The organism is Magnetococcales bacterium, from assembly GCA_015231755.1.
Classification (GTDB): Bacteria; Pseudomonadota; Magnetococcia; order Magnetococcales; family Magnetaquicoccaceae; genus Magnetaquiglobus.
This window is the reverse complement of sequence record JADGAZ010000007.1, coordinates 24242-44538: the sequence shown is the minus strand read 5'-3', so window position 1 is coordinate 44538 and position 20297 is coordinate 24242. Positions and strand designations below refer to the sequence as shown.

Here is a 20297-nt window from a genome sequence, read left to right as displayed (position 1 = left end):
TTCCACTTTGGCAGGATCCATCATTCCAAAACAATTGCGGGTCCAGGGGGATCATCCCCCTGGTGGGGTCCAGGAACGAAGCCCTTGGGCACCGATCATAACCTTCCAAAGAAGTGGTAACATCGGGTTGGGTATGCGGATATTATGGTTTGATCTTTTGATGGGGATGGTCTTTCTGGTGGTGATTCTGGTGAGCGCCCTGCCCCAGCTCGCTACCCAGGAACCCGTCGAGGCGGAGACACGCCGTCTGAAGTCCCTCAATGCCGAATTGACCGCCAAACTCCAGGTGCGGGAGGGACGGATTCAGGGTCTGATTCAAGGGGATAGCCAGGGAGCGGGCCGTCTGGAGGACTGGGAGACCACGCCTCCCTCTTCCCGTGCGGCGGAATGGACCGGAGTGGCCTTGTTGCGAGGCGAGGTGGCGGATCTGACCGCCCGCAACGCCGCCATGCTGAAACAGTGGAAAGGGGATAAAAACGCCGCATCCCCCCCTGTGCTGGCGGAAGCCGAACAGGAAGGCCAGACCGCCCGCATCGACCGTCTGCAAACCGAAATCGCCCGCCTGAACACCCGCATCGAGGAGGCGACCCGGGAGACCGGGGAGGCGCGCCGTCTGCGGGTGGAGTTGGAAGCCAGACTCCAGGAGCGGGAGAATCGGATCGTTCAGATGGGCCACGACCTGAACGCCCTCACCAGTCGCAACGGTGGCGCGACTCTACCTGTCGCGGCTCCGCCGGCAGCGACCTCGGAGCCGCAACAGCGCCCCCTGTCCGACGAGGTGACCCGGCTCAACCGAGAACTGGAACGCCTGAAACAGGAAAACGCCACCCTCAAATGGATCGGATCCGCTCCGGCTCCGGGGAGTTCCCCGACCGGTGACGCCCATCATCCTTCCCCACCCCTTCCACGTCAGCCCACGATCAAACCATGAAAAATCCCTTCAAGGATTGGAACCCGGAACGACTCACCCGTCATGTCAATCAGGCGGGCACCCAACTGGATGACTGGCTCCATCTCACCCTGGATCGCACGGTGCGACTGGCGGTCACCGGCCTGAACCAAAGCGGCAAGACGGTTTTCACCACCACCTTGATCCATCATCTGCTGCACGCCCTGCAAGGTTCCAACCTGCCGGGGCTGAAGGCGGCGGAAGAAAACCGTCTGCTGGGCACCCGGATCATGATGCAACCGGATCTGGACATTCCCGCTTTTCCCTACGAGCGTCACATCCGCACCCTGCTGGCCAACAAGCCCGCCTGGCCCATGCCCACCGAGGCCTTGAGCGAAATCCGTCTGGCCATCCGCTTCCGTCCCGCCGGACTGTTGAGCAGCAAGCTTTCCGCCTCCTCCACCCTCTACCTGGATGTCATCGACTATCCCGGCGAGTGGCTGCTGGATCTGCCCATGCTCAAGCACTCCTTCGACTCCTGGTCGGAGCTGACCTTGAAACTGTGCGAAGAGGAGCCACGGCGTACCCTTTCCGGTCGCTGGCGCGATCATCTGGCCGCCTTGAACCCGGCGGAACCCGCCAGCGAAGAGATCATGCGTGGCGCGGCGGAGAGTTATACCGAATTTCTCATGGCCTGCAAACATCCCAAGGTGGGATTGAGCTTTCTGCAACCCGGACGCTTCACCATTCCCGGCGACCTCAAGGGGGCGCCGCTGCTCACCTTCTGTCCTCTGCCCCCGCCGGGTCCGGAAGGCTCTCCCGCCGGATCCATCCGCGAGGCCATGGCCAGACGTTTCGACTCCTATCTCAAACTGGTAGCCGAAGGATTTCTCAAGCGTCATTTCTCCCGTTTCGACCGTCAGATCGTGCTGCTGGACCTGCTGGGAGCCCTCAACCGGGGGCCGACCGCCTTTGCCGACATGCACACCTCCCTGGAAGCCATTCTGGAAAATTTCCGCCATGGTCCTTCCAGCCTGTTGACCCGGCTGTTCAGTCCCCGCATCGACCGTCTGCTGTTCGCCGCCACCAAGGCCGACTATGTGGCCGCCAATCAGCATCACAACATGGAACGGCTGTTGCGTCGGTTGGTGGCCCGTTCGGCCAACGACGCCTCGTTTCTGGGGGTGGAGATCCAAAGCCAGTCCCTGGCCTCGTTGCGCTGCACCCGTACCGTGGTGCGGGATCACAACGGACGACGCCTTTCTTTTGTTCAGGGCACCCCCAAGGGGCGGGAAAAAGAGACTTTGCTGTTTCCCGGCGAAATCCCGGAAACCCTCCCCGACCCCGAAGAGTGGGATACCCATCGTTTTCATTTCATGGAGTTCGAGCCACGCCGTCCGCCGGATGCCGAAAGCCCCACGCCACCCCACATCCGCATGGATCAGGCTTTGGAATTTTTGCTGGGAGATAAACTGCGATGAATCTGCGCCCCCGCTGGACCCCACCTGTGGAGCTGTCCCCGGAGCCGCCTCCGGAAGAGACCCCCCGTGCCACAGGTCCGGTCTGTCTGCCCCTGACCGAACACGAAAACCACCCCCCGGAACCCGAAGAAGAGATCCTGGATCCCGATCCCACCCCGGAAGAGCTGGCCTTCACCCACTCCGGACGGCGCTGGCGCTGGTTTTTCTGGAGCGCGACCCTGCTTCTGACCGGACTCATTCTGGAGGAAAGCGCCCTGTTTCTGGTGAATCAGTTCCGTCTGCATGTGGTGTTGGGGGTCTTTTTCTCGGGATTGATCGCGGTGCTGCTGACTTTGCTGGTCACGGCGGTGACACGGGAGTTCCTGGCCCTGCGGGAACTGCGGGCCCAGGGGGCGATACGCAGCGAGGCGGCGCGGCTGATGTCCGGGGGTTCTTTCGGCAATGCCCAGCCTCTGATTGCCCAGTTGACGGACCAGCACGGCCATCGCCCGGAACTGCGGGACTCCCTGGAAGCCTTCCGGGCCATGAATCAAGCCCATCTGGGAGACCGGGAGATGCTGGAACTCTTCTCCTCCCGCGCCCTGCGTCCCCTGGATGAGGCGGCCTTGCGGGTGATTGGCCGTCACGCCGCCTCGGCGGCCTTTCTGGCGGTGCTGAGTCCGTTGGCGATTCTGGACGCGCTGCTGTTCTTGTGGCGCAATACCCGCATGATGCGGGAGATCGCGACCATCTACGGTCTGCGTCCCGGACCGGCGGGAACCGTGGTGCTGATGCGTCATCTGGCGGAAGGAATGCTGGCCGCCGGGGCCGGAGAGGTACTCGCCAAATCCGCCAGCGAGGCGTTGGGGGAGACTCTGGCGGGAGTGGCCCTGGCCAGCGCGGGTCAGGCGGCCAGCAATGCCCTGTTCACCGCCCGGGTGGGGTTGAAGTGTCTGCGCCTGTGCCGCCCGATCCCCTTCCCCAAAAACGAAGAGCCGGGATTGAAACAGATCCGCCGGGAACTCAAGGCCGCACTGGCGGCACCCAAAACCGCAGGGGAATGAAACGCATCAATAAGAGGGAGTCCTCACCTCGTCCGGATGCACCAGACCATGGTTGGCCAAGTGACTTTTGACCGTGAGAGCCGAGACGCCAAAATGCCTTCCGGCCTCTTCAATACGCTCTTCGTCGGTGATCGCCTCTCCCAGAAAGGCGCCCAATTCATCGATCGGAGCCAGATATTCGGCGGCAAAGGCGCGTTGTTGCTTCTGACGGGCTGTCTTGGTATCCGTTGCCGGAAACCACCGCTCCTGGGGGTCGGCCAGAAAATCACCCAACCACCGCGCCATTTCAAATCGCCGCCCACACCGGTGCTTGCGCCGAAACAGCAAACGCGCCTCATCCCGCTGCGGTTCCCGAATGGCCAGACTCCAAGGCAAAGCATCCACGGGGGGAGACGCGCTGTCGGTCAACTCCGCTTCCCGCAAACCCAGCAGGTCACAAAGATTCTTGTCTGAAATCGGATCATTCCCATGACCCATGGCGCAGCGCGCTGCCCGTGCCAACTGTCTGCCCCGATCCCAGGGAAAATCATGACGGGTGTTTTTTATCTTTAATGTTCTAAGCTCGGAGAAACTGCCGGGCACGCCCCCGGAACTCCTGCTCTTGTCAAGCGCATCCCATACAAAAGAAGAGTCCCTGCTTGCACAAGCCGCAGCCAACTCCCCAACCGCCGCCTTCCCCGCTTCCGCACTCAATCCCATAAAAAAATCAACAATATCTTCTGGCGCGTCATCCGGATCAAAACCAAGCCCGGCCTCCAGCTTGCGATAAAGCGCGATTCTTGGATCCCGTCTTTCATTCGACAGCTCCTGCCAAAGCGCGTGCAACTCCGTGTCTTGGATCCCAACGACTTCCAGGCGGGCCAAAACCGTTTGCACGAACGACTCAATGGCTGCTGTCAGTACAGGTACAGGAATGGCGACATCACGAAACTCAGTCAAATAACGGATCGGTTCGTGTCCGGAAGAAAGCGCAGACTGACAGCTGACACTCACCATCTCGCCATCCGATTCAAAACGCATGGGTGGCCAGAGATAACCATGACCCGCACTGCTCATCTCATGCGACAAGGACCAATCGGTCTGGGATTTTCTCCATGATGGAGCCAACTCCCAGCACAAACGCCACCACGAGGATGCGAACCAAAGAGCCAGGGGATAGCAGGATACCCGTACCGTCGTGCGGACCGACCTGGACAATGCCTCTTCCACCCGTGTCACCAGACGATCGTTCAGATTGATGGACAAAGTGCCCGAGGTCCGTCGCATTTCTTCAGGACCGAAATCTGTAAGCGACCACTCAGGCGAGAAGACAAAAGATCCGCTCATGACTTTTCACACTTTGTTTTGTTCCATCGGTTCAGCACTTCCTGCCGAAACCCCTCTTGATTCCTGTCCTGAGCAGGCACAAAGCCGCTGCCCGGGTAAAAATTCCCACCTGATCGCACAACGTCTTGTCGGGTCTTGGATGGCTGGGTGGTGTCAAACCAAAATCACCTGGATTGCGTTTGTGTTCCGGGTTGCCTCCATAACCCACCCGTGCCGCCAACGCATTCAGAAAAATCTGATCCTGCTCACTCTGCGGCGCAGGACGCATTTTTCTTTTCGGATTAAAAGAATTTCTCTTGGGTCGATTCCAGGATTCCACAAACCCCTTCTCCTTCAAGGATGAATCAGAAAAAACCGCCAAAGACAACCGGCATCGGCAACCGATACGCCGAAATCCCGGCCTTTCTTCCACCCCGTCACTGCCCCACCTTCTCCCCGATCTGATCCCAATATTCCGGCGGAAGTTCCATGGCCAGACGCAACGCCCCGTCCGCGCCGGCGAACTCCGGGTCTTCCACCGTGGTCACCTTTACTTGGCCGTAGTCCCGCAACTGGGACTCGATCATGGCGCCCAGACCCCGGATGCGGGAACCCCCGCCCGCCAGGATCAGATTGGCCAAGGCCGCGGACTGGTTTTCCGGATCGAACAACGGCAGCATGCGTTTGATGTTTTCGACGATATCCACCACGATGGTTTCGCAAGTCACCCGCACCGCGTCGGTGACATCCACCTCCGCCGGCTTGCCGTTGACCCGCAAGGGCACCACCACACGCTGTTGCGGCTCGCCGACAAAGGCATACTGCTCCTTGATGGCCTGGGCCAGATAACGATCGATCTGCACCCCGGCGTAGGCGTCGCGGATCGCGGCCTCCAAAAGCCGGTCGATGTAGTTGCCCCCCTTGAGGATGCTCAACTGATTTTCCGGACCCGGCACCGTGCCCCGCAGGGCGCACAGGTCGATGGTTCCGGCGCCCACGTCGATCACGATGGCGTTGTTGAGTCGATTCAGGCCGTAGGCCACCATGAACGGCTCGGAGACCACCATGGCGATATCCATGAGTTCCCCGGCGATCTTGAGCAACTGCCCCTTGTTGGAGACCGAAGCCCGGGCCGGAACCCCGATGATGCCGCAGATTTTGTCTCCGGATTTGGGATCCGCCAGTGCGATGATATGTTTCAGCAGTTCCTGGGCCGCTTCCAGATCCTTGTCGCTGGCCTCTTTCAGCACCCCGTCTTGCAACGGAAAATGCAGATCCAGACAGGAGCGCATTTCGATCGCCTCGGCACCGATCACCTGGGTGCGATTGAGGATCTTCACCCCGATGATGTCTCTGGGATAACCGACCACGGAACTCACCAGCGCCTTGTATTGCCGGTTGCTCACCACCGCGGTCCGCGCCGTGCCCATGTCTATGCCCAAAAGCAATGCCCTACCGCCATTCCCGCTCGTCATGACTGCCTCCCGACTGCGCACGTGACCGTCCGCCAAAAGTCGCAATGACCGGGAACCACTTCCCGATCCCGTGAATATCCAATCCGTTTTCCTTCCCGGCGTCGGGCCAACCCTGACGAGAGACCGAACGCCTTCAATCTGCTGGAAATTATGGCGTGGATCCCGTCACGGTGCAAGACCGCCTTCGGCATCAAGGCAAGCCGGATCATCCCCTGGTGCAAAACACCCGACCATCGGGCAGGTTTTCAAGGTTTTTTCCGTGTGGAATCGGCCATCGGATCAGATTAACGGATTTTTTCCCGGCGCGCCAGACCGACCACCCATGAAAAGCCGGGTTTCTGGCTCTTTTGATGTAAAAATCAACGGGCGCGCACCGGTTCCGGATGTACCCCGGGCAATTTGGCGGCCCGTTCCATGACCGAACGGGCTTCGGCCTCGTCGGCGAACGGTCCGGCCACCAGACGATAAAACAGCCGCTCGCCCACCGTGACCTCCTCTTCCCGGGCGGTCAAACCCAGACGACTCAAGGAGCGCACCGTGGCTTCCAGGTTACCCCGATCCTGAAACGAACCCAATCGCACCTCATAACCGTTGGCCGAGGCCGGAAGGGTTGTTTTGGTGGGAGCTGTCGCCGATGGGGCCACGCCACCTGGAGGGAGTTTGTTCTTGCCCGTGCCCTCGGAAGCCGCCACGGCACTGGGCGGGGCTGGCGACGGGGCCGGAGTCCCAGCCGAAGCCGGAGAGGCCGCCGCGGACGCAGCCGGGGTCTCGGAGGGGGTTGCCGAAGAAGACGGGGATGGAGCGGGTGACGAAGACGAAGAGGCCGTGGCGGTCGCAGCCGGAGTGACGGACACGGACGCAGCCGGAGCGGCGCCCGAAGAGGGGGGGGACGGAGACGAGGTGGCCGTGGCTGTCGGAGTCGCAGCCGGAGTGGCGGACGGGGATGCCGTGGCCGCTGCTGTCGAAGCCGGATCGCCCCGCCCCTGGGGAGAATCTCCCGCGGGCTCGGTGCGCTCCATGGCCTCGAACACCCGCCTGGAGTCGGGATCCCCCCCGGGACGGGCCACCACCTGGGCCAGCCACTCCCTGGATCCCTCCCCACGGACCCGCACGAAGGCGCGCCACGCCTCCGCCGCCTCCGCCACCCGACCGTTACGCGCCAGCACCAGTCCCCGGTTGAAATGGTTCCACGCCTGATCCGGATCCAGACGGGCCACCCGCTGAAAATCCCCCTCGGCCTCGGCCAACCGCCCCAGACCCAGCAACACCACCCCCCGATCCCGCAAGGTCAAGCGGTCATCCGGTTCCAGCCGCAAGGCGTGGTTGAAATTGATCAACGCCTGTTCGGGCTGACCGGCGGCCAGTCGGGCCAAACCCCGCAAACGCCAGATCCGCGCCACACCCGACTCCGACCGGAGCCGTTCGGAACAGTCCTCCACGGCCCGCAAGGCCAACTCCCCACGCTTTTCGAGCAACGATTGCCGGGTCAACGCCTCGCACCGACCCTCCAGCGCCCCGAGACGCCGTTCCGGGCCTCTGTCTTTGCCCTGCAACACCTGGGTGAAAGCCTCCACCGCCCGGGCATGCGCTCCGGCCCGGGACAAGGCCCGACCGGTCTCCAAAGGATCGGCCCCGTCGCCTCCCACCGGCTCCCCGGCCCAGGCCACCCCGCACAGCAACCCCGCTCCCAACCAGGAAATCCAACGCTTGCGTCTATCCATTGCCGTACTCTTTCATCAAAAGGCCATAGGCCCGGTTGATCTCCTGCATCTTCTTGTGGGCCAGATCCCGCAGGTCCAACCCCAAAGAGGTAACCCTGTCGGGATGATAACGTTTCACCCGTCGCCGGAACGCGGTCTTGATACGCGCCACCGTGGGTTGCCCCTTGAGCCCCAGAACACGACGGGCCATGCCCACTTCGCTGTCGGCCCGGATGCATCCCTCCTGCCCCTCCTCGCAATACCAGCTCTCCCCCTCCTCCAACTCGGTCATCTCCCCGGCTCCCGGAGCCCGCAACCGTTCCACCTCCCGCTCCAGATCCCGGGCCCGCTGCAACAACCGCTCGCCTTCCGCCACACGGGCGGCCAGACGGGCGTTTTCCGCCTCCAACTCCCGCAACCGCGCCCCGTGAACCGATCCACTCCCCTGATCGGCCCGGGCCAACCGCTCTTCCAGGCGCGCCACCGCTTCGCGGGCCGCCAGCAGACGGGCCTCCAACCCCTTGCGCTCCTCCAACGCCTGACGCAACCCCTCTTTGGCCTGGGCCTGGGCGGTCTCGCTCGCCTGCAAAACCAGACGCGCCCCGTCCCGCTCCCGCCGCAACACCTCGACGCTCTCCTCGCTGCGACGCAATGACGCTTCCAACTGGGTCAGCCGACTCTCCAACCGGGCCCGTTTGGCCAACTCCTCATCCAGAGCGCGCAACGCCTCGTTGTGGGCCTGCATCCGGTTTTGCAACACATCCCGCTCCTCCCCGATCCGGTCCCGCTCCCGGACCAATTCGGCGAGCCGGGCCTGCAACCCGGTGACACAAACCTCCAGCCCCGCTTCCGCTCCGTTTTCCAAGGCGCTCACCCGTTCCTGCTCCTGGGCCAGCTTGCGGGTCAAAGCCTCCTTTTCCGCCAACGCCTGACGATAATCCACCCGCAACTGCTCGCTTTCCCGCCGCAATGCCAACAGGGTCGCGCTCGGCTCGATCCCGCTCCGCCCCCCCTTCTGGCCCGGACCCGGCTCCTCACCGAGAAAAAAAGCGGTGTTCTTGTTGGTCAGATAACCGGAAGACTCCTGCACCTTCTCCCGATAGGTGGTCATCTCGTCGTTGATGCGCACCGCGGTCTCGTAATAGACCTCGCCTTCTTCCCGCACCGTGTACTCCAACCCGCAACCATGACATCCCCGCAGACGACCCGCTTCGCTCTCCGGCACCACCAGGGTCTCGTCGCAGACGAAACAGCGGGCGCGAAAAAAACGCCGCCGCTGATCGGTCAAACCGATCCGCTCCACGGTCCGCCGCCCCTGGACGTTGAAGACCAGACACTTCCGCCCCCCCACCAGCTCGATGGCGATCACCTGACCACAAGAGGGACACTGCACCTTCCAGCAGGTGACCGCCTCCGGATACTTGATGCCCAACGACTTGCCGCACGCCTTGCAGGTACTCTTCACCCGCCGCATCCCCGGAGGCAATACCGCCTCTTCCACCCGTCTGGCGGGCGCGATGGGGGAGGGATCCGTGGAAACCGTTCGCCAGGGAATGGGAAAGTTCATTTTGGTCATCCTCATTTTTTCAAGCTGTCAATTTTCAAACGCTGCCCGCTGCGGGGGACCGCATCGGGAGCAAGACAATGCAATTATCGTACCGTTCAATAATTTTTCAATTCCCTCCCCATCACAACTTCTATCAATATAAACTCACACACCCTTTGCCCGCCAAATCACCGCAACCAGTAAAACGTTTCACTTTTTTTTGCCAATTTTGCTGAAAATTCGATCACTCATTGGCTCGACAGAAAAACCTGAACTCAAAGCAGACTCCGGCCAATCTTGATCCGGATCAAAATTAAACCCGGGATTTGAATCAATCGGTTTTCAGACTTTTCCGGATTCATGTATCTTAAAAGTTATACAAACAGGACGCAGAAATATTTACAGTCTGTTATGTCGTTATATTGACTACAAAAAATGTTCAGACGATGGTTGCATTGTCGTCAAGAAGCTGCTAACGTATATTTTGAATGGCTGTACAGGAATGCATCATTTCCATCACAAACAAAAACGACTTTCAGTATCAATCGGGCGACATTATCGATCAAATCCGCTTATTGCATAAAGGAATATTCATGCAACGATTCATGATCAACGTACTCGATCTAACCACATCCATCTCCCGCGCCATGGATATGGTCAGTCCGGTCATCATGGGTCATCACCAGCGGGTCGCCTATCTGTCTTACGCCCTGGGACGGGCCATGGAGACCTCTCCCGACCGCCTCTCCTTGATCGTGCTGTCCGCCAGTCTGCACGACATCGGCGCCATGAGCCTGCTGGACCGCAAACGCGCCCTGGACTTTGAAGAGAAAAATCACCATGTCCACGCCGAGATGGGGTACAACCATCTCAAGGATTTCCCTCTGTTCTCCTCGGTCGCGGATGTGGTGCGCTATCACCACCACCCCTGGAACTTCTACTCGGACAGCGACGACGCCATCCCGGAAGCCGCCCACATCCTGCATCTGGCGGATCGCATCGATGTGCTGGTGGACTATTCGCGCAATCTTTTGGAACAGGCCGGACCGATTCGCGACAAGGTGCTGCCCCTGTCCGGCACGGTGTTTTCCCCTTTGGTGATCGACGCCTTCCACCAGCAATCCGCCAAGGAGAGCTTCTGGCTGGAACTGCTCTCCGCCACCCAGAGCGATCATGCGTTCCGCAACATACCGGAAATCCACGCAGACTGGAGTTTGTTGAATCTGGTCGAATTTTCCTGGTTCATGGCCCGGTTGATCGACTTTCGCTGCTCGTTCACCGCGACCCACTCCAGTGGGGTGTCGGCGGTGGCGGAGTGGCTGGCCAATCTGGTGGGCTTTTCCCAAAACGAATGCCAGATGATGATGATCGCCGGTTTTCTGCACGATATCGGCAAACTGGGCGTCCCCACCGAACTGATCAACAAAAACGGCAAATTGACCGCCGAAGAGTTCAATCAGGTCAAACCCCACGCCTATCTCACCCGCAAGATCCTCGCCCCCTTGAAAGAACTCCCCGGATTGGTGGATTGGTGCGCCTTTCATCACGAACGCCTGGACGGCTCCGGATATCCCTATCGTCTCGACTCCCAGCAGATCCCCCTGGGAGCCAAAATCCTCGCGGTGGCGGACATCTTCACGGCCCTGATCGAAGACCGACCCTACCGGAAAGGCATGGAGATCGAAAAGGCTTTGGAAATCATTCAAGATCAGGTCAAAAGCGGCATGCTGGATCATCGGGTGGTCTCGCTGTTGTCCGAAGAGGCGGAAATGGCCAAATATGTCTGCCTCACCTCTCAGAAATACGCCCAAACCCGCTACAGCGATTTCTTCAACACCCTGCCGGAATGCCTCCAGGCTCCCCGTTACAATGCGTAACCCGGTTCGACTGTTGCACGCGGATCACCCCAAAGAAATTCGCCTCAAGGGAAGCATATTGTGTTCAACACGCCACTGACGCCATTGTCTCCCCGGATGCTCCGCTCCATGGGCATTCTGACGATCATTCTGCTCGGTTGCATCGGAATGGGAGTGGTTTTTGTGTTGTCGGTGTGGCTGCTTTGGGTGATTCCCGGCTGCGGCCCCCGCTGGCTGGTGGGGGGCATGGGTCTGGTTTCCGGATTGTTGACCGTGGGCATGCTCCTCGGTTACCGGAACCTCCAAAAACAATTTCAAAAATTGATCGTCACACTCGACAATCTGGCCACGGGAGACCTGCAACAGCGCATCGAACACGAATTCGGCCCGGAGTTGGCCATCATCGGGGCCCGGGTCAACACCATGATCGGCAGCCTGGCCCACATGATCCACACCATCGATTTGCAATCGGAAACCGCCAAAGGGATCACCGAGGCGCTGCTGAACGCCAAATCCAGCCTGGATGCGGACTCCACCACCACCCTGGAACTGTCCAACCGGGTGGTCAACGAAAACAATCAGCTCGACTCGGAAACCCTGCAAGTCAAAACCGGCATCGAACAGGTGACCCTCAACATGGAGAGCATCCGGGCCGCCTCCACGCGGTTGTCGGACAATGTCTCCGCCATTGCCCACTCCTCGGAGATCACCAGCCGCAATGCCGAAATCATGGCCGACACCTCCGACACCATGCGCAGCCATCTGGGGGATGTGGAGACCCATCTGAACTCCATCGACACCACCACCCATTCGGTGAGTCAGGCGTTCCAGGATATCCGTCAGGGCATGCAGACCATCACCGAACGCTGCCAGCAGGCGGAAACGGAAACCTCCGCCGCCGAACAGCTTTCCAAGGACAACGCGGTGCGCATGGACGAACTGGCGGAAGCCGCCGCCCAGATCCAATCCATGGTGGATGTGATCGACACCATCGCCAGTCAGACCAACATGCTGGCCCTCAACGCCGCCATCGAGGCCGCCGGAGCCGGGGATGCGGGCCGGGGCTTCGCCGTGGTGGCCGGAGAGGTCAAAGAACTGGCCAACCAGACCGCCACCGCCACCAACACCATCTCCCAGTTGATCCAGAACATCCAGAAACGGGCCGGAGATACCCTCTCCAGCACCCAGCAACTGGATCAGGCGATCCGCATCGTTTCCCAGTTCAATGGCGAAATCCTGGAGCTGATCGATCAACAAAACGGCTCCATGGAGACCGCCGTGGCCGCGGTCACCCAGGTGGCCCATCTGTCCGAGGAGGTCACCGGTCAGGTGGACGCCCTCGCCCACTCGGCCACGGCAGTGGCGGAACTGGCCCGCAACACCGCCGGAGAGACCGCCACCATCGCCGGCTCCGCACAAAAAATCGCCCAGGAAGCCTGCAAGGTGGTGGACGAAATCCTGGCCGCCCAGGAGAGCAGTCAATCCGTGCGAGACGCGGTGGAAAAAATCTTCATCTCCTCGGTGGACGTGCAGAAACTGATGCTGCAATCCACCGACTCCATGGATCACCTCAAGGGGGTGATCCAGCACGCGGCCCTGCTGATCGAAAGCATGGCGGAAACCAGCCAGGCCCTGGACAGCGCCAAACGGGGCATCCAGGTGGAGAATGCCCTCTTTTCCATCCAGGAGAAAAAACGCTTTCATCTTGACTGGATGCAACAGTTGGAACAGAGCCGTCGCGGTGGCGAGAAGCCGGCTCTCACCCCGAAAACCTGTGATTTCTGCCGCTGGATGCACACCTTCCAGCGCAGCCTGAACCAGCCCCTGCCGCTGATGGACGAAGTCATCGCCAGTCACGAACATCTGCACCGGTTGGTGGACGAGACGCTCCGCCCGGAGTTCCACGCTGGGGATTCGGATCCCCTGGCCCCCATCCATCAACAACGCCGAACCCTGTTCAAACTGCTGGATCAGCTCTATCTGGTGGAAACCGGAGACAGGGCCAAACACCTGGAACTGGTAACCTGGAACTCCAGTCTTTACCTGGGAATCGCCCAGTTGGACGAGGATCACCGGGTGTTGGTGGAGATGATCAATCGGATCTATCACGCCATCAAGACCGGTCAGGGTCAGGCCCAGGTCAACACCATTCTCGATGGCCTGATCGACTACACCGCCACCCATTTCAAACGGGAAGAGGTGCTGTTCACCCAGCACGACTATCCGGACCGGGCCGAACACCTGCAAAAACATGCCAAACTGGTCAACGAGGTGCTGCAATTCCGCACCCAGTTGCAGCAGGGGGAAGAGATCGTCGGGCTGGAAATTCTCCACTTCCTCCGGGACTGGCTGATCAACCACATCAAAGGCACCGACCTGCGCTACGCCCCCTATCTACGCAGTCGTGGGGTACACTGACCGGTTCCATGCCTTTCCGGCACGGTCTTTCGATCACCACGATCCCTCTTGGCCCGCAGACAAAAACCGACTATCCTTGTCGACCATGCATACCCCCTTGCGCATCCTGTTCATCGAAGACCACGCCGACTTGGCGGCCAACCTCGCCGACTACTTCGAAGAGAAGGGCCATGTGGTGGATGTGGCCATGGATGGGGTCACCGGATTGCATCTGGCCCTGGTCAACCCCTACGACATTCTGGTGCTCGACCTGATGCTGCCGGGAATGGATGGCATCACCTTGTGCCGCAAACTGCGTCACGAGGCGGGAGGCTCCGCTCCGGTGATCATGCTCACCGCCCGGGCCACCCTGGACGACAAAGTGGCGGGATTCGCCAGCGGAGCGGATGATTATCTGGTCAAACCCTTTGAACTCAAAGAACTGGAACTGCGCATCCTGGCTTTGACCAAACGGGCCAGCGGTCGGTTGACACAGCGGGTGCTCCAGGTGGAGGATCTGGAATACAACCTCGATACCCTGCTGGCGCGCCGGGGATCCCGCGCCCTGGAACTGCCGACCATCCCTTTGAAAATTCTCGAACTGCTCATGTTGCGTTCCCCCGGGGTGGTGGCGCGCCGGGATATCGAACAGGCGGTCTGGGGCGACTTTCCCCCGGACAGCGACGCCTTGAGGGTCCACATGCACACCCTGCGCTCCGCCATCGACCAACCCGGTCACGGCGCCCCCCTGCTCCACACCCTGCGGGGTATCGGCTACTGTCTGGCCCGCCGTGATGCACCGACGGCTTGATCTGCGTTCCCGGGTGGCTCTGGCGTTCGCCGCCTTCGGGGCCATGGTGGGCATTCTGATGGCCCTTTCCCTGCTGCTGGCCACCCACGATCTGAGTGTACGCCTCATCGACGAAACCCTCACCGCCGAACTCGACGACTTCTTCGCCCGTCGCGCCCGCAATCCCCACTCCCTGCCCCCCCGGACCGTCACTTTGCACGGCTACGTGCTGGACAAAGGCGCCAGTCGCGACGAACTCCCCCACTACCTGGCCTCCCTGACTCCGGGACGCCACGACCTGATCATCGGAGAACTCTCCTATCGGGTGGCGGTGACCGATCAGCAGGAGACCCGTTATTTTTTTCTTTACGACACCTCCCTGCTGCAAAAACGGGAGCAACGTTTTCTGCTGCTGATCGCCATCAGCATTCTGGTGATCGTGCTGATTTCCGCCGGCGGGGGATTCTGGCTGGTGGGACTGGTGATCGCGCCGGTCACCGAACTGGCCAAACGGGTCAAACACCGTCAACCGGATGTCTGGTCCCTGCGACTGGCGGATGACTTCTCCCACGACGAAGTGTGGGAGTTGGCCCATGCGTTTGATCTGCATCTGGCGCGCATCCGGGCCTTCATGGAGCGGGAACGGGCCTTCACCGCCGACCTCAGCCACGAACTGCGCACCTCTCTGGCGGTGATCCTGGGGGCCGCCGAAATCCTCCAGGCCGACGAGACCCTCTCCGACAAACAAAAAAGTCGCGTGGACCGGGTGGACCGGGCCGCCCGGGACATGGCCGAAATGGGAGCCGCCCTGCTGCTGATGGCCCGCGAGGAGCGCTCCCTCTCTCTGGAAGAACACGCCTGTGTGGCGGAAACCGTCAGCGAGGCGGTGGAAAAACACCGTTTCTTATTGAAAAACAAACCGATCCGCGTCACCATCGCCACCGATCCCACCCTCACCCTCGCCGCGGACCGGGGATTGCTCTTCATCGCCATCGCCAACCTGATCCGCAATGCCTTCGCCTACACCGACCAGGGCACCATCGACATCACCCAGGACACCACCACCCTGACCATCCGCGACAGCGGACGGGGAATGGGAACCCGACAAAACGATTCGTTGCTGCCGCGCCACCTCACCAACCATCAGGGATCCGGCATCGGCCTCACCCTGGTCAAGCGCATCTGCGACCGCTACGGCTGGTCCCTGGAACTCACCGGCCAGGAGGGTGTCGGCACCACCGCCGTGATACGATTTTTAATCCTTTAACCCTGCGTTAACCCAATCCTCACCATCTCTTAACCGAACACGGTCCAGACTCTCCCCAAACAATACTCACAAGGGAGATGTCTCAACATGTCCATGCCTGCGGTTCGATCATCCGGCAAACTCGGTCCCATCCTCTTTCCCCCCCTGAAATGGTGGTATCGGGTCACCCCGGAAACCGTCAAAGCCGACCTGATCGCCGGCATCACCGGAGCCATCGTGGTATTGCCCCAAGGGGTGGCCTTTGCCGCCATCGCCGGCATGCCTCCGGTCTACGGTCTGTACGCCGGCATGATTCCCGCCATCGTGGCCGCCCTGTTCGGTTCTTCGTGGCATCTGGTCTCCGGTCCCACCACCGCCGCTTCCATCGTGCTGTTCTCCCTGCTCGCCCCCCTGGCCGAACCGGGGAGCGCCGCCTATGTGCAACTGGCCCTGACCCTGACCTTCCTGGTGGGCGTGACCCAGTTCGCCCTGGGCCTGCTGCGACTGGGGGTGCTGGTCAACTTCATCTCCCACTCCGTGGTGATCGGCTTCACCTCCGGAGCCGCCCTGCTGATCGCCGCCAACCAGATCCACCACTTCTTCGGCATTCCCATTCCCCAGGGCAGCGATTTTATCCACACCCTCATGATCCTGGCGCGGCAGATCGGCCATATCAATCCGTTCATCACCACCGTGGGGGCCGTCACCCTGCTGGCCGGCATCCTGTGCCGCCGCTGGCTGCCCCGGGTTCCCTACATGATCGTGGCCATGGGCGCCGGCACCCTGATCGCCTGGATCCTGGAATCCGTGTCCACCACGCCCACCGGCATCACCCATGTGGAGGCCCTCTCCGCCTCCCTGCCTCCCCTGTCCACCCCGGATCTCTCCCTGGCCACCCTGCGGGCCCTGGCTCCGGGTGTGATCGCCGTCACCCTGCTGGCCCTCACCGAAGCCATCTCCATCGCCCGGGCCATGGCCCTGCGTTCCGGACAGAACCTGGACTCGGATCAGGAGTTCATCGCCCAGGGACTCTCCAATCTGTGCGGCAGCTTCTTTTCGGCTTATGTGGCCACCGGATCCTTCAACCGCAGCGGTCTCAACATCGAAGCCGGCGCCAAAACCCCCATCGCCGCCGCCGCCTCCGGACTGATCCTCATCGGTCTGGTCACCCTGGTGGCCCCCCTGGCCCAACTCCTGCCCCACGCCGCCATGGCCGGAGTGCTGTTCCTGGTGGCCTGGGGTTTGATCGATTGGCATCACATCCACAAAACCCTCCACGCCAGCCGTGCGGAAAGCGTGATCCTGCTGTCCACCTTTCTGGCCACCTTGTTCGTCAATCTGGAACTGGCCATTCTGCTGGGGGTGATGCTCTCCTTGGGCATCCATCTGGCCCGCACCTCCCATCCCCGCATCGTCTTCCGGGTTCCGGATCCGGACCATCCCAGACGGCGCTTCACCGCCGCCGCCCTTCGGGAACCCTGCCCCCGCATCCAGGTGGCCCGGGTGGACGGCTCCTTGTTCTTCGCGGCCATCGGCCCCATCCAGAAACAACTGGACAACCATACCACACCCGACTCCCACTTGATCATCGTGGCTTCGGGGATCAATTTCGTGGATCTGGCGGGCGCCGAATTCCTGGCCCAGGAGTCCATCAAACGCCGCGCCGCCGGAGGCAGCCTCTCTTTGGTGCGGCTCAAGGAAAGTCCCCGCACTCTGCTGGAAAAAGGCGGATTTCTCCAGACCATTGGCCCGGAACACCTGTTCCCCTCCAAGGAAGACGCGATCCAGGCCATTTTCGCCCGCATGGATCCCGCCGGTTGCGCCCTGTGTACCCACCGGCTGTTCAAAGAGTGCGGCACCATCAGCCAGGAACCGCTCCGGCCAGGGCAGCTCGTGGCCATGCCCGCCCCCCCGTTGGCGGCCTGAACACATGAACACACCTCACCACTATCGGGTGATCGCAATCCTCGATCCCTTGCCCGCCGGCGAAACCACCGCCCGACAGGTGATGGAGCTCCTGAGCGGCTCCCGGGTGCGGGATCTGCTCTGGGTCACCCTGATGGGGGAAACCGGTCTGGGCTTTGAAAGCTGTCACGTGCCATTCCTGACCCCGGCCCAATGGCAACAACGGACCCAGGAGTGCCTCGAACACCGTTTCAAACAACTGGCCCAACGCCTGGATATGCCCCGCTGGACGTTCAAACTGCTCGCCGGACCGGCCAATCGGGCCGTGGCGGAACTCTCCGCCTCCTGGGGCGCGGATCTGATCCTGGCCCCCCAACCGGAACTGAAACGGATCACCGGAGACGATGCCCCCGCTTGGCTCTTTCCTCCCCATCCCCTGACCGGTGCCGTACACCCTCTGCCCGCGCCACCCTCCCGGCTGGCAACGCTGTTGAAACACTGTCGCGATCCGCTTGTCCGGCTCTGGCCGGATTTCCACACCCCCAAACCAGGAACTGATCCATGATGATACGCTGAGGGAATTTTTTGCCATTCACGTTCGCTTAACACCTTTTTAACGTTCGCTTAACGTTGGCTTAACGTTTGGTTTGACATATTCTCCCGCCAACAAAATATCAAAACCTAGCACAATCGGGAGACAATCATGGCATCGGCACCACCGGATACACGTTCTTATGGCAAACTCCTGCTCTGGGGAGGCGCGTCGGTGATCCTGTACGCCCTGCTCCTGATCTTCGAGCAGCCGGTTCTGGCCTGGTCGTCTCGTGGCGGATGGTTTTTCATCCTGCCTGTGGTGATCGCCTTCACATTTTCCCTGGTACATGGCCGTTTCACCGGCGAGTTCTGGGAAAGTCTGGGGATTCGCGCCAAGAACTGAAACCATCCGGTTTCGATACCAAGCAAAAGGGAACGTGCCTCATGGAAGCGCTTCAATTCATCCAGTTGGATGTGACCAATGGACTGTATCTGTTCATCGTGGGATTTGTCGGGGGACTGGTCAGCGGATTCATCGGCTCGGGGGGAGCCTTTGTCCTCACGCCGGCCATGATGAGTCTGGGGGTTCCGGGAATCGTCGCTGTGGCCAGCAACATGTGTCACAAATTTCCCAAGGCCCTGGTGGGAGCCCTCAAACGGGCACGCTATGGGCAGGTGGATGTCAAAATGGGATTGATCATGGGTCTGTCCGCCGAAGCCGGCGTGCTCACCGGTGCCCACTTCCAGGAGGTGATCAAACAACGCTTCGGCGATATCGGCTCCAATCTGTACGTCTCCGTGGCCTTTGTGGTGGTGCTGGGCATCGTCGGCGGCTTCGTCATGCGGGATACCGTTAAAACCATGCGCTCCGGCACCGCCGAAGAGGAAAAACCCGGTCGCCTCGCCTTGTGGGTGCAAAGCATCCACATTCCCGGCACCATGGTCCATTTTTCCAGCCTGGGCACCCGCATCTCGATTCTGTTCACCATTCCGTTGGGATTCGCCACCGGTCTGCTGGCGGCCACCATCGCCGTGGGCGGATTCATCGGCGTCCCGGCCCAGATCTATGTGCTGGGCATGAGCAGCCTCATGGCCTCCGCCACCGAACTGGTGATCGCCTTCGTCATGGGTCTGGGGGGCACCATCAAATTCGCCTGGAGCGGCTATGTGGACATCCGGTTGGCCATGATCATCCTGGCCGGCTCCTTGTTCGGCATTCAGTTGGGAGCCATCGGCACCACCTACGTCAAACCCTACATGATCAAACTGGTGATGGGCGTGATCATGCTCACGGTGATGGTCAGTCGCGCCCTGGTGATTCCGGTCTATCTGGCCCAGTTGCAATGGATGGCGCCCATGGAACCCGCCACCATGACCTTGATGAAAAATTCCAGCTTTTTGATCATGATTCTGGCCCTGGCGTTGGGTGCGGGGATCATCGTGTTCGCCCTGATCCAGGGACGACGCGCCGCCGCACAGGAATCGGCCCCGCTGGCTCCCAAGCCTGCCACCTGAAAAAAACACCATCCGAAGAGGAAACCATGCAACCCGTCGCACGCGTCATCGTCGTTGTCGATCTGCACGACCACCCGCAACAGGTGATCCGCACAGCCCTCACGCTGACACGGCTGCATCGGGCACAGCTACGCTTTGTGGCTTTGTTCGATCAGGGTTGGATTCCGGACTCGGGACAATTGTCCAGCCAGGATCGTTTCGGGTGTGCTGCGGCCTCCATGCTGGGGGGACTGGAAAACGCCGTAGCCCAGGCCGGAGCCGGAGAGTGGCCCTGTTCGCTGCTCTCCGGTCATCCGGCCAAAGAGATGGCGCTCCTCACCGCCCAGTGGGGAGCCACCCTGATCCTCACCGACCCGGCCACGGCCCGGGATCTTCACAGCGGCTGGTTTCCCTGGCAGCACGCCTCCACCCCCCTGACCTGTCCGATCCACGTGGTGGAGCCGCCCCCGCCCGCCTTTCTGGTCGCCATCACCGGACTGCTGCGCCGCTTCCGCTGGCTGAGATCTTCCCCTCCGACCGCCAACAGCACCCCTCCGGTCGTCTCCCGCGCCGAAGCCCCGACTCCGGCCAATCCATCCCAAAGCCACGCCGCCCGACCCTGAAAAATCCGGATCC

At 61.0% G+C, this 20297-nt stretch carries 17 protein-coding genes; 12 read left to right on the top strand and 5 right to left on the bottom strand.

Features of this window, described 5'->3' with window-relative positions; translation table 11 throughout:
* Positions 1–160: 160 nt before the first annotated feature.
* The 3 genes from HQL98_06245 to HQL98_06235 are packed head-to-tail and all read left to right on the top strand — an operon-like array spanning position 161 to position 3413.
* Complete coding sequence (locus HQL98_06245) at positions 161–931, top strand: hypothetical protein (protein MBF0271642.1); 771 nt, start codon at positions 161–163, stop codon at positions 929–931.
* Positions 928–2370, top strand: coding sequence for a YcjX family protein (locus tag HQL98_06240; protein ID MBF0271641.1), 1443 nt, complete (start codon positions 928–930; stop codon positions 2368–2370). The genes HQL98_06245 and HQL98_06240 overlap by 4 nt, the downstream gene beginning before the upstream one ends.
* Entirely contained in the window at positions 2367–3413 is a 1047-nt protein-coding gene (locus HQL98_06235; GenBank protein MBF0271640.1) for a DUF697 domain-containing protein, read from the top strand. The genes HQL98_06240 and HQL98_06235 overlap by 4 nt, the downstream gene beginning before the upstream one ends.
* 6 nt (positions 3414–3419) lie before the next feature.
* On the opposite strand, the gene HQL98_06230 is transcribed toward HQL98_06235, so the two are convergent.
* The 5 genes from HQL98_06230 to HQL98_06210 form a co-directional block, all read right to left on the bottom strand.
* Positions 3420–4679, bottom strand: a complete 1260-nt coding sequence (locus HQL98_06230) for a hypothetical protein (protein ID MBF0271639.1) — start codon at positions 4677–4679, stop codon at positions 3420–3422.
* A 91-nt stretch (positions 4680–4770) separates the two neighbouring features.
* Positions 4771–5058: a hypothetical protein gene (locus tag HQL98_06225; protein MBF0271638.1), complete on the bottom strand. Its 288-nt coding sequence runs from the start codon at positions 5056–5058 to the stop codon at positions 4771–4773.
* A gap of 97 nt (positions 5059–5155) precedes the next feature.
* Positions 5156–6193, bottom strand: coding sequence for a rod shape-determining protein (locus HQL98_06220; GenBank protein MBF0271637.1), 1038 nt, complete (start codon positions 6191–6193; stop codon positions 5156–5158).
* A 359-nt stretch (positions 6194–6552) separates the two neighbouring features.
* Positions 6553–7914 (bottom strand): SPOR domain-containing protein, encoded by a 1362-nt coding sequence (locus tag HQL98_06215; GenBank protein MBF0271636.1) that lies wholly within the window; start codon positions 7912–7914, stop codon positions 6553–6555.
* Positions 7907–9460 (bottom strand): DnaJ domain-containing protein, encoded by a 1554-nt coding sequence (locus HQL98_06210; protein MBF0271635.1) that lies wholly within the window; start codon positions 9458–9460, stop codon positions 7907–7909. Before HQL98_06210 ends, HQL98_06215 begins: the two co-directional genes overlap by 8 nt.
* A 572-nt stretch (positions 9461–10032) precedes the next feature.
* On the opposite strand from HQL98_06210, the gene HQL98_06205 reads away from it, so the two are divergent.
* From HQL98_06205 to HQL98_06165, 9 genes are all read left to right on the top strand, one after another.
* A complete protein-coding gene (locus HQL98_06205; protein MBF0271634.1) occupies positions 10033–11316 on the top strand; it encodes an HD domain-containing protein in 1284 nt (427 codons plus the stop codon).
* Positions 11317–11424: 108 nt separating this feature from the next.
* Entirely contained in the window at positions 11425–13713 is a 2289-nt protein-coding gene (locus tag HQL98_06200) for a bacteriohemerythrin (protein ID MBF0271633.1), read from the top strand.
* A gap of 85 nt (positions 13714–13798) precedes the next feature.
* Complete coding sequence (locus HQL98_06195) at positions 13799–14503, top strand: response regulator transcription factor (GenBank protein MBF0271632.1); 705 nt, start codon at positions 13799–13801, stop codon at positions 14501–14503.
* The gene (locus tag HQL98_06190; protein ID MBF0271631.1) at positions 14487–15749 is read left to right on the top strand and encodes a HAMP domain-containing histidine kinase; all 1263 of its coding nucleotides are present in this window, start codon (positions 14487–14489) and stop codon (positions 15747–15749) included. The genes HQL98_06195 and HQL98_06190 overlap by 17 nt, the downstream gene beginning before the upstream one ends.
* Before the next feature lie 93 nt (positions 15750–15842).
* Positions 15843–17654, top strand: coding sequence for a SulP family inorganic anion transporter (locus HQL98_06185; GenBank protein MBF0271630.1), 1812 nt, complete (start codon positions 15843–15845; stop codon positions 17652–17654).
* Positions 17655–17658: 4 nt separating this feature from the next.
* Positions 17659–18198 (top strand): hypothetical protein, encoded by a 540-nt coding sequence (locus tag HQL98_06180; protein MBF0271629.1) that lies wholly within the window; start codon positions 17659–17661, stop codon positions 18196–18198.
* A 138-nt stretch (positions 18199–18336) separates the two neighbouring features.
* A complete protein-coding gene (locus tag HQL98_06175; GenBank protein MBF0271628.1) occupies positions 18337–18570 on the top strand; it encodes a hypothetical protein in 234 nt (77 codons plus the stop codon).
* Between the two features lie 41 nt (positions 18571–18611).
* The gene (locus HQL98_06170; protein ID MBF0271627.1) at positions 18612–19682 is read left to right on the top strand and encodes a sulfite exporter TauE/SafE family protein; all 1071 of its coding nucleotides are present in this window, start codon (positions 18612–18614) and stop codon (positions 19680–19682) included.
* Positions 19683–19708: 26 nt separating this feature from the next.
* The gene (locus HQL98_06165) at positions 19709–20284 is read left to right on the top strand and encodes a hypothetical protein (GenBank protein MBF0271626.1); all 576 of its coding nucleotides are present in this window, start codon (positions 19709–19711) and stop codon (positions 20282–20284) included.
* Positions 20285–20297 lie beyond the last annotated feature (13 nt).

Bases quoted from the DNA above. Each gene is read 5' to 3' on its own strand.
- HQL98_06190 (MBF0271631.1), top strand. From the start codon at position 14,487: ATGCACCGACGGCTTGATCTGCGTTCCCGGGTGGCTCTGGCGTTCGCC.
- HQL98_06200 (MBF0271633.1), top strand. From the start codon at position 11,425: ATGGGCATTCTGACGATCATTCTGCTCGGTTGCATCGGAATGGGAGTG.
- HQL98_06205 (MBF0271634.1), top strand. From the start codon at position 10,033: ATGCAACGATTCATGATCAACGTACTCGATCTAACCACATCCATCTCC.
- HQL98_06175 (MBF0271628.1), top strand. From the start codon at position 18,337: ATGGCATCGGCACCACCGGATACACGTTCTTATGGCAAACTCCTGCTC.
- HQL98_06180 (MBF0271629.1), top strand. From the start codon at position 17,659: ATGAACACACCTCACCACTATCGGGTGATCGCAATCCTCGATCCCTTG.
- HQL98_06245 (MBF0271642.1), top strand. From the start codon at position 161: ATGGGGATGGTCTTTCTGGTGGTGATTCTGGTGAGCGCCCTGCCCCAG.
- HQL98_06170 (MBF0271627.1), top strand. From the start codon at position 18,612: ATGGAAGCGCTTCAATTCATCCAGTTGGATGTGACCAATGGACTGTAT.
- HQL98_06195 (MBF0271632.1), top strand. From the start codon at position 13,799: ATGCATACCCCCTTGCGCATCCTGTTCATCGAAGACCACGCCGACTTG.
- HQL98_06185 (MBF0271630.1), top strand. From the start codon at position 15,843: ATGCCTGCGGTTCGATCATCCGGCAAACTCGGTCCCATCCTCTTTCCC.
- HQL98_06210 (MBF0271635.1), bottom strand. From the start codon at position 9,460: ATGAACTTTCCCATTCCCTGGCGAACGGTTTCCACGGATCCCTCCCCC.
- HQL98_06240 (MBF0271641.1), top strand. From the start codon at position 928: ATGAAAAATCCCTTCAAGGATTGGAACCCGGAACGACTCACCCGTCAT.
- HQL98_06215 (MBF0271636.1), bottom strand. From the start codon at position 7,914: ATGGATAGACGCAAGCGTTGGATTTCCTGGTTGGGAGCGGGGTTGCTG.
- HQL98_06230 (MBF0271639.1), bottom strand. From the start codon at position 4,679: ATGCGACGGACCTCGGGCACTTTGTCCATCAATCTGAACGATCGTCTG.
- HQL98_06165 (MBF0271626.1), top strand. From the start codon at position 19,709: ATGCAACCCGTCGCACGCGTCATCGTCGTTGTCGATCTGCACGACCAC.
- HQL98_06220 (MBF0271637.1), bottom strand. From the start codon at position 6,193: ATGACGAGCGGGAATGGCGGTAGGGCATTGCTTTTGGGCATAGACATG.
- HQL98_06235 (MBF0271640.1), top strand. From the start codon at position 2,367: ATGAATCTGCGCCCCCGCTGGACCCCACCTGTGGAGCTGTCCCCGGAG.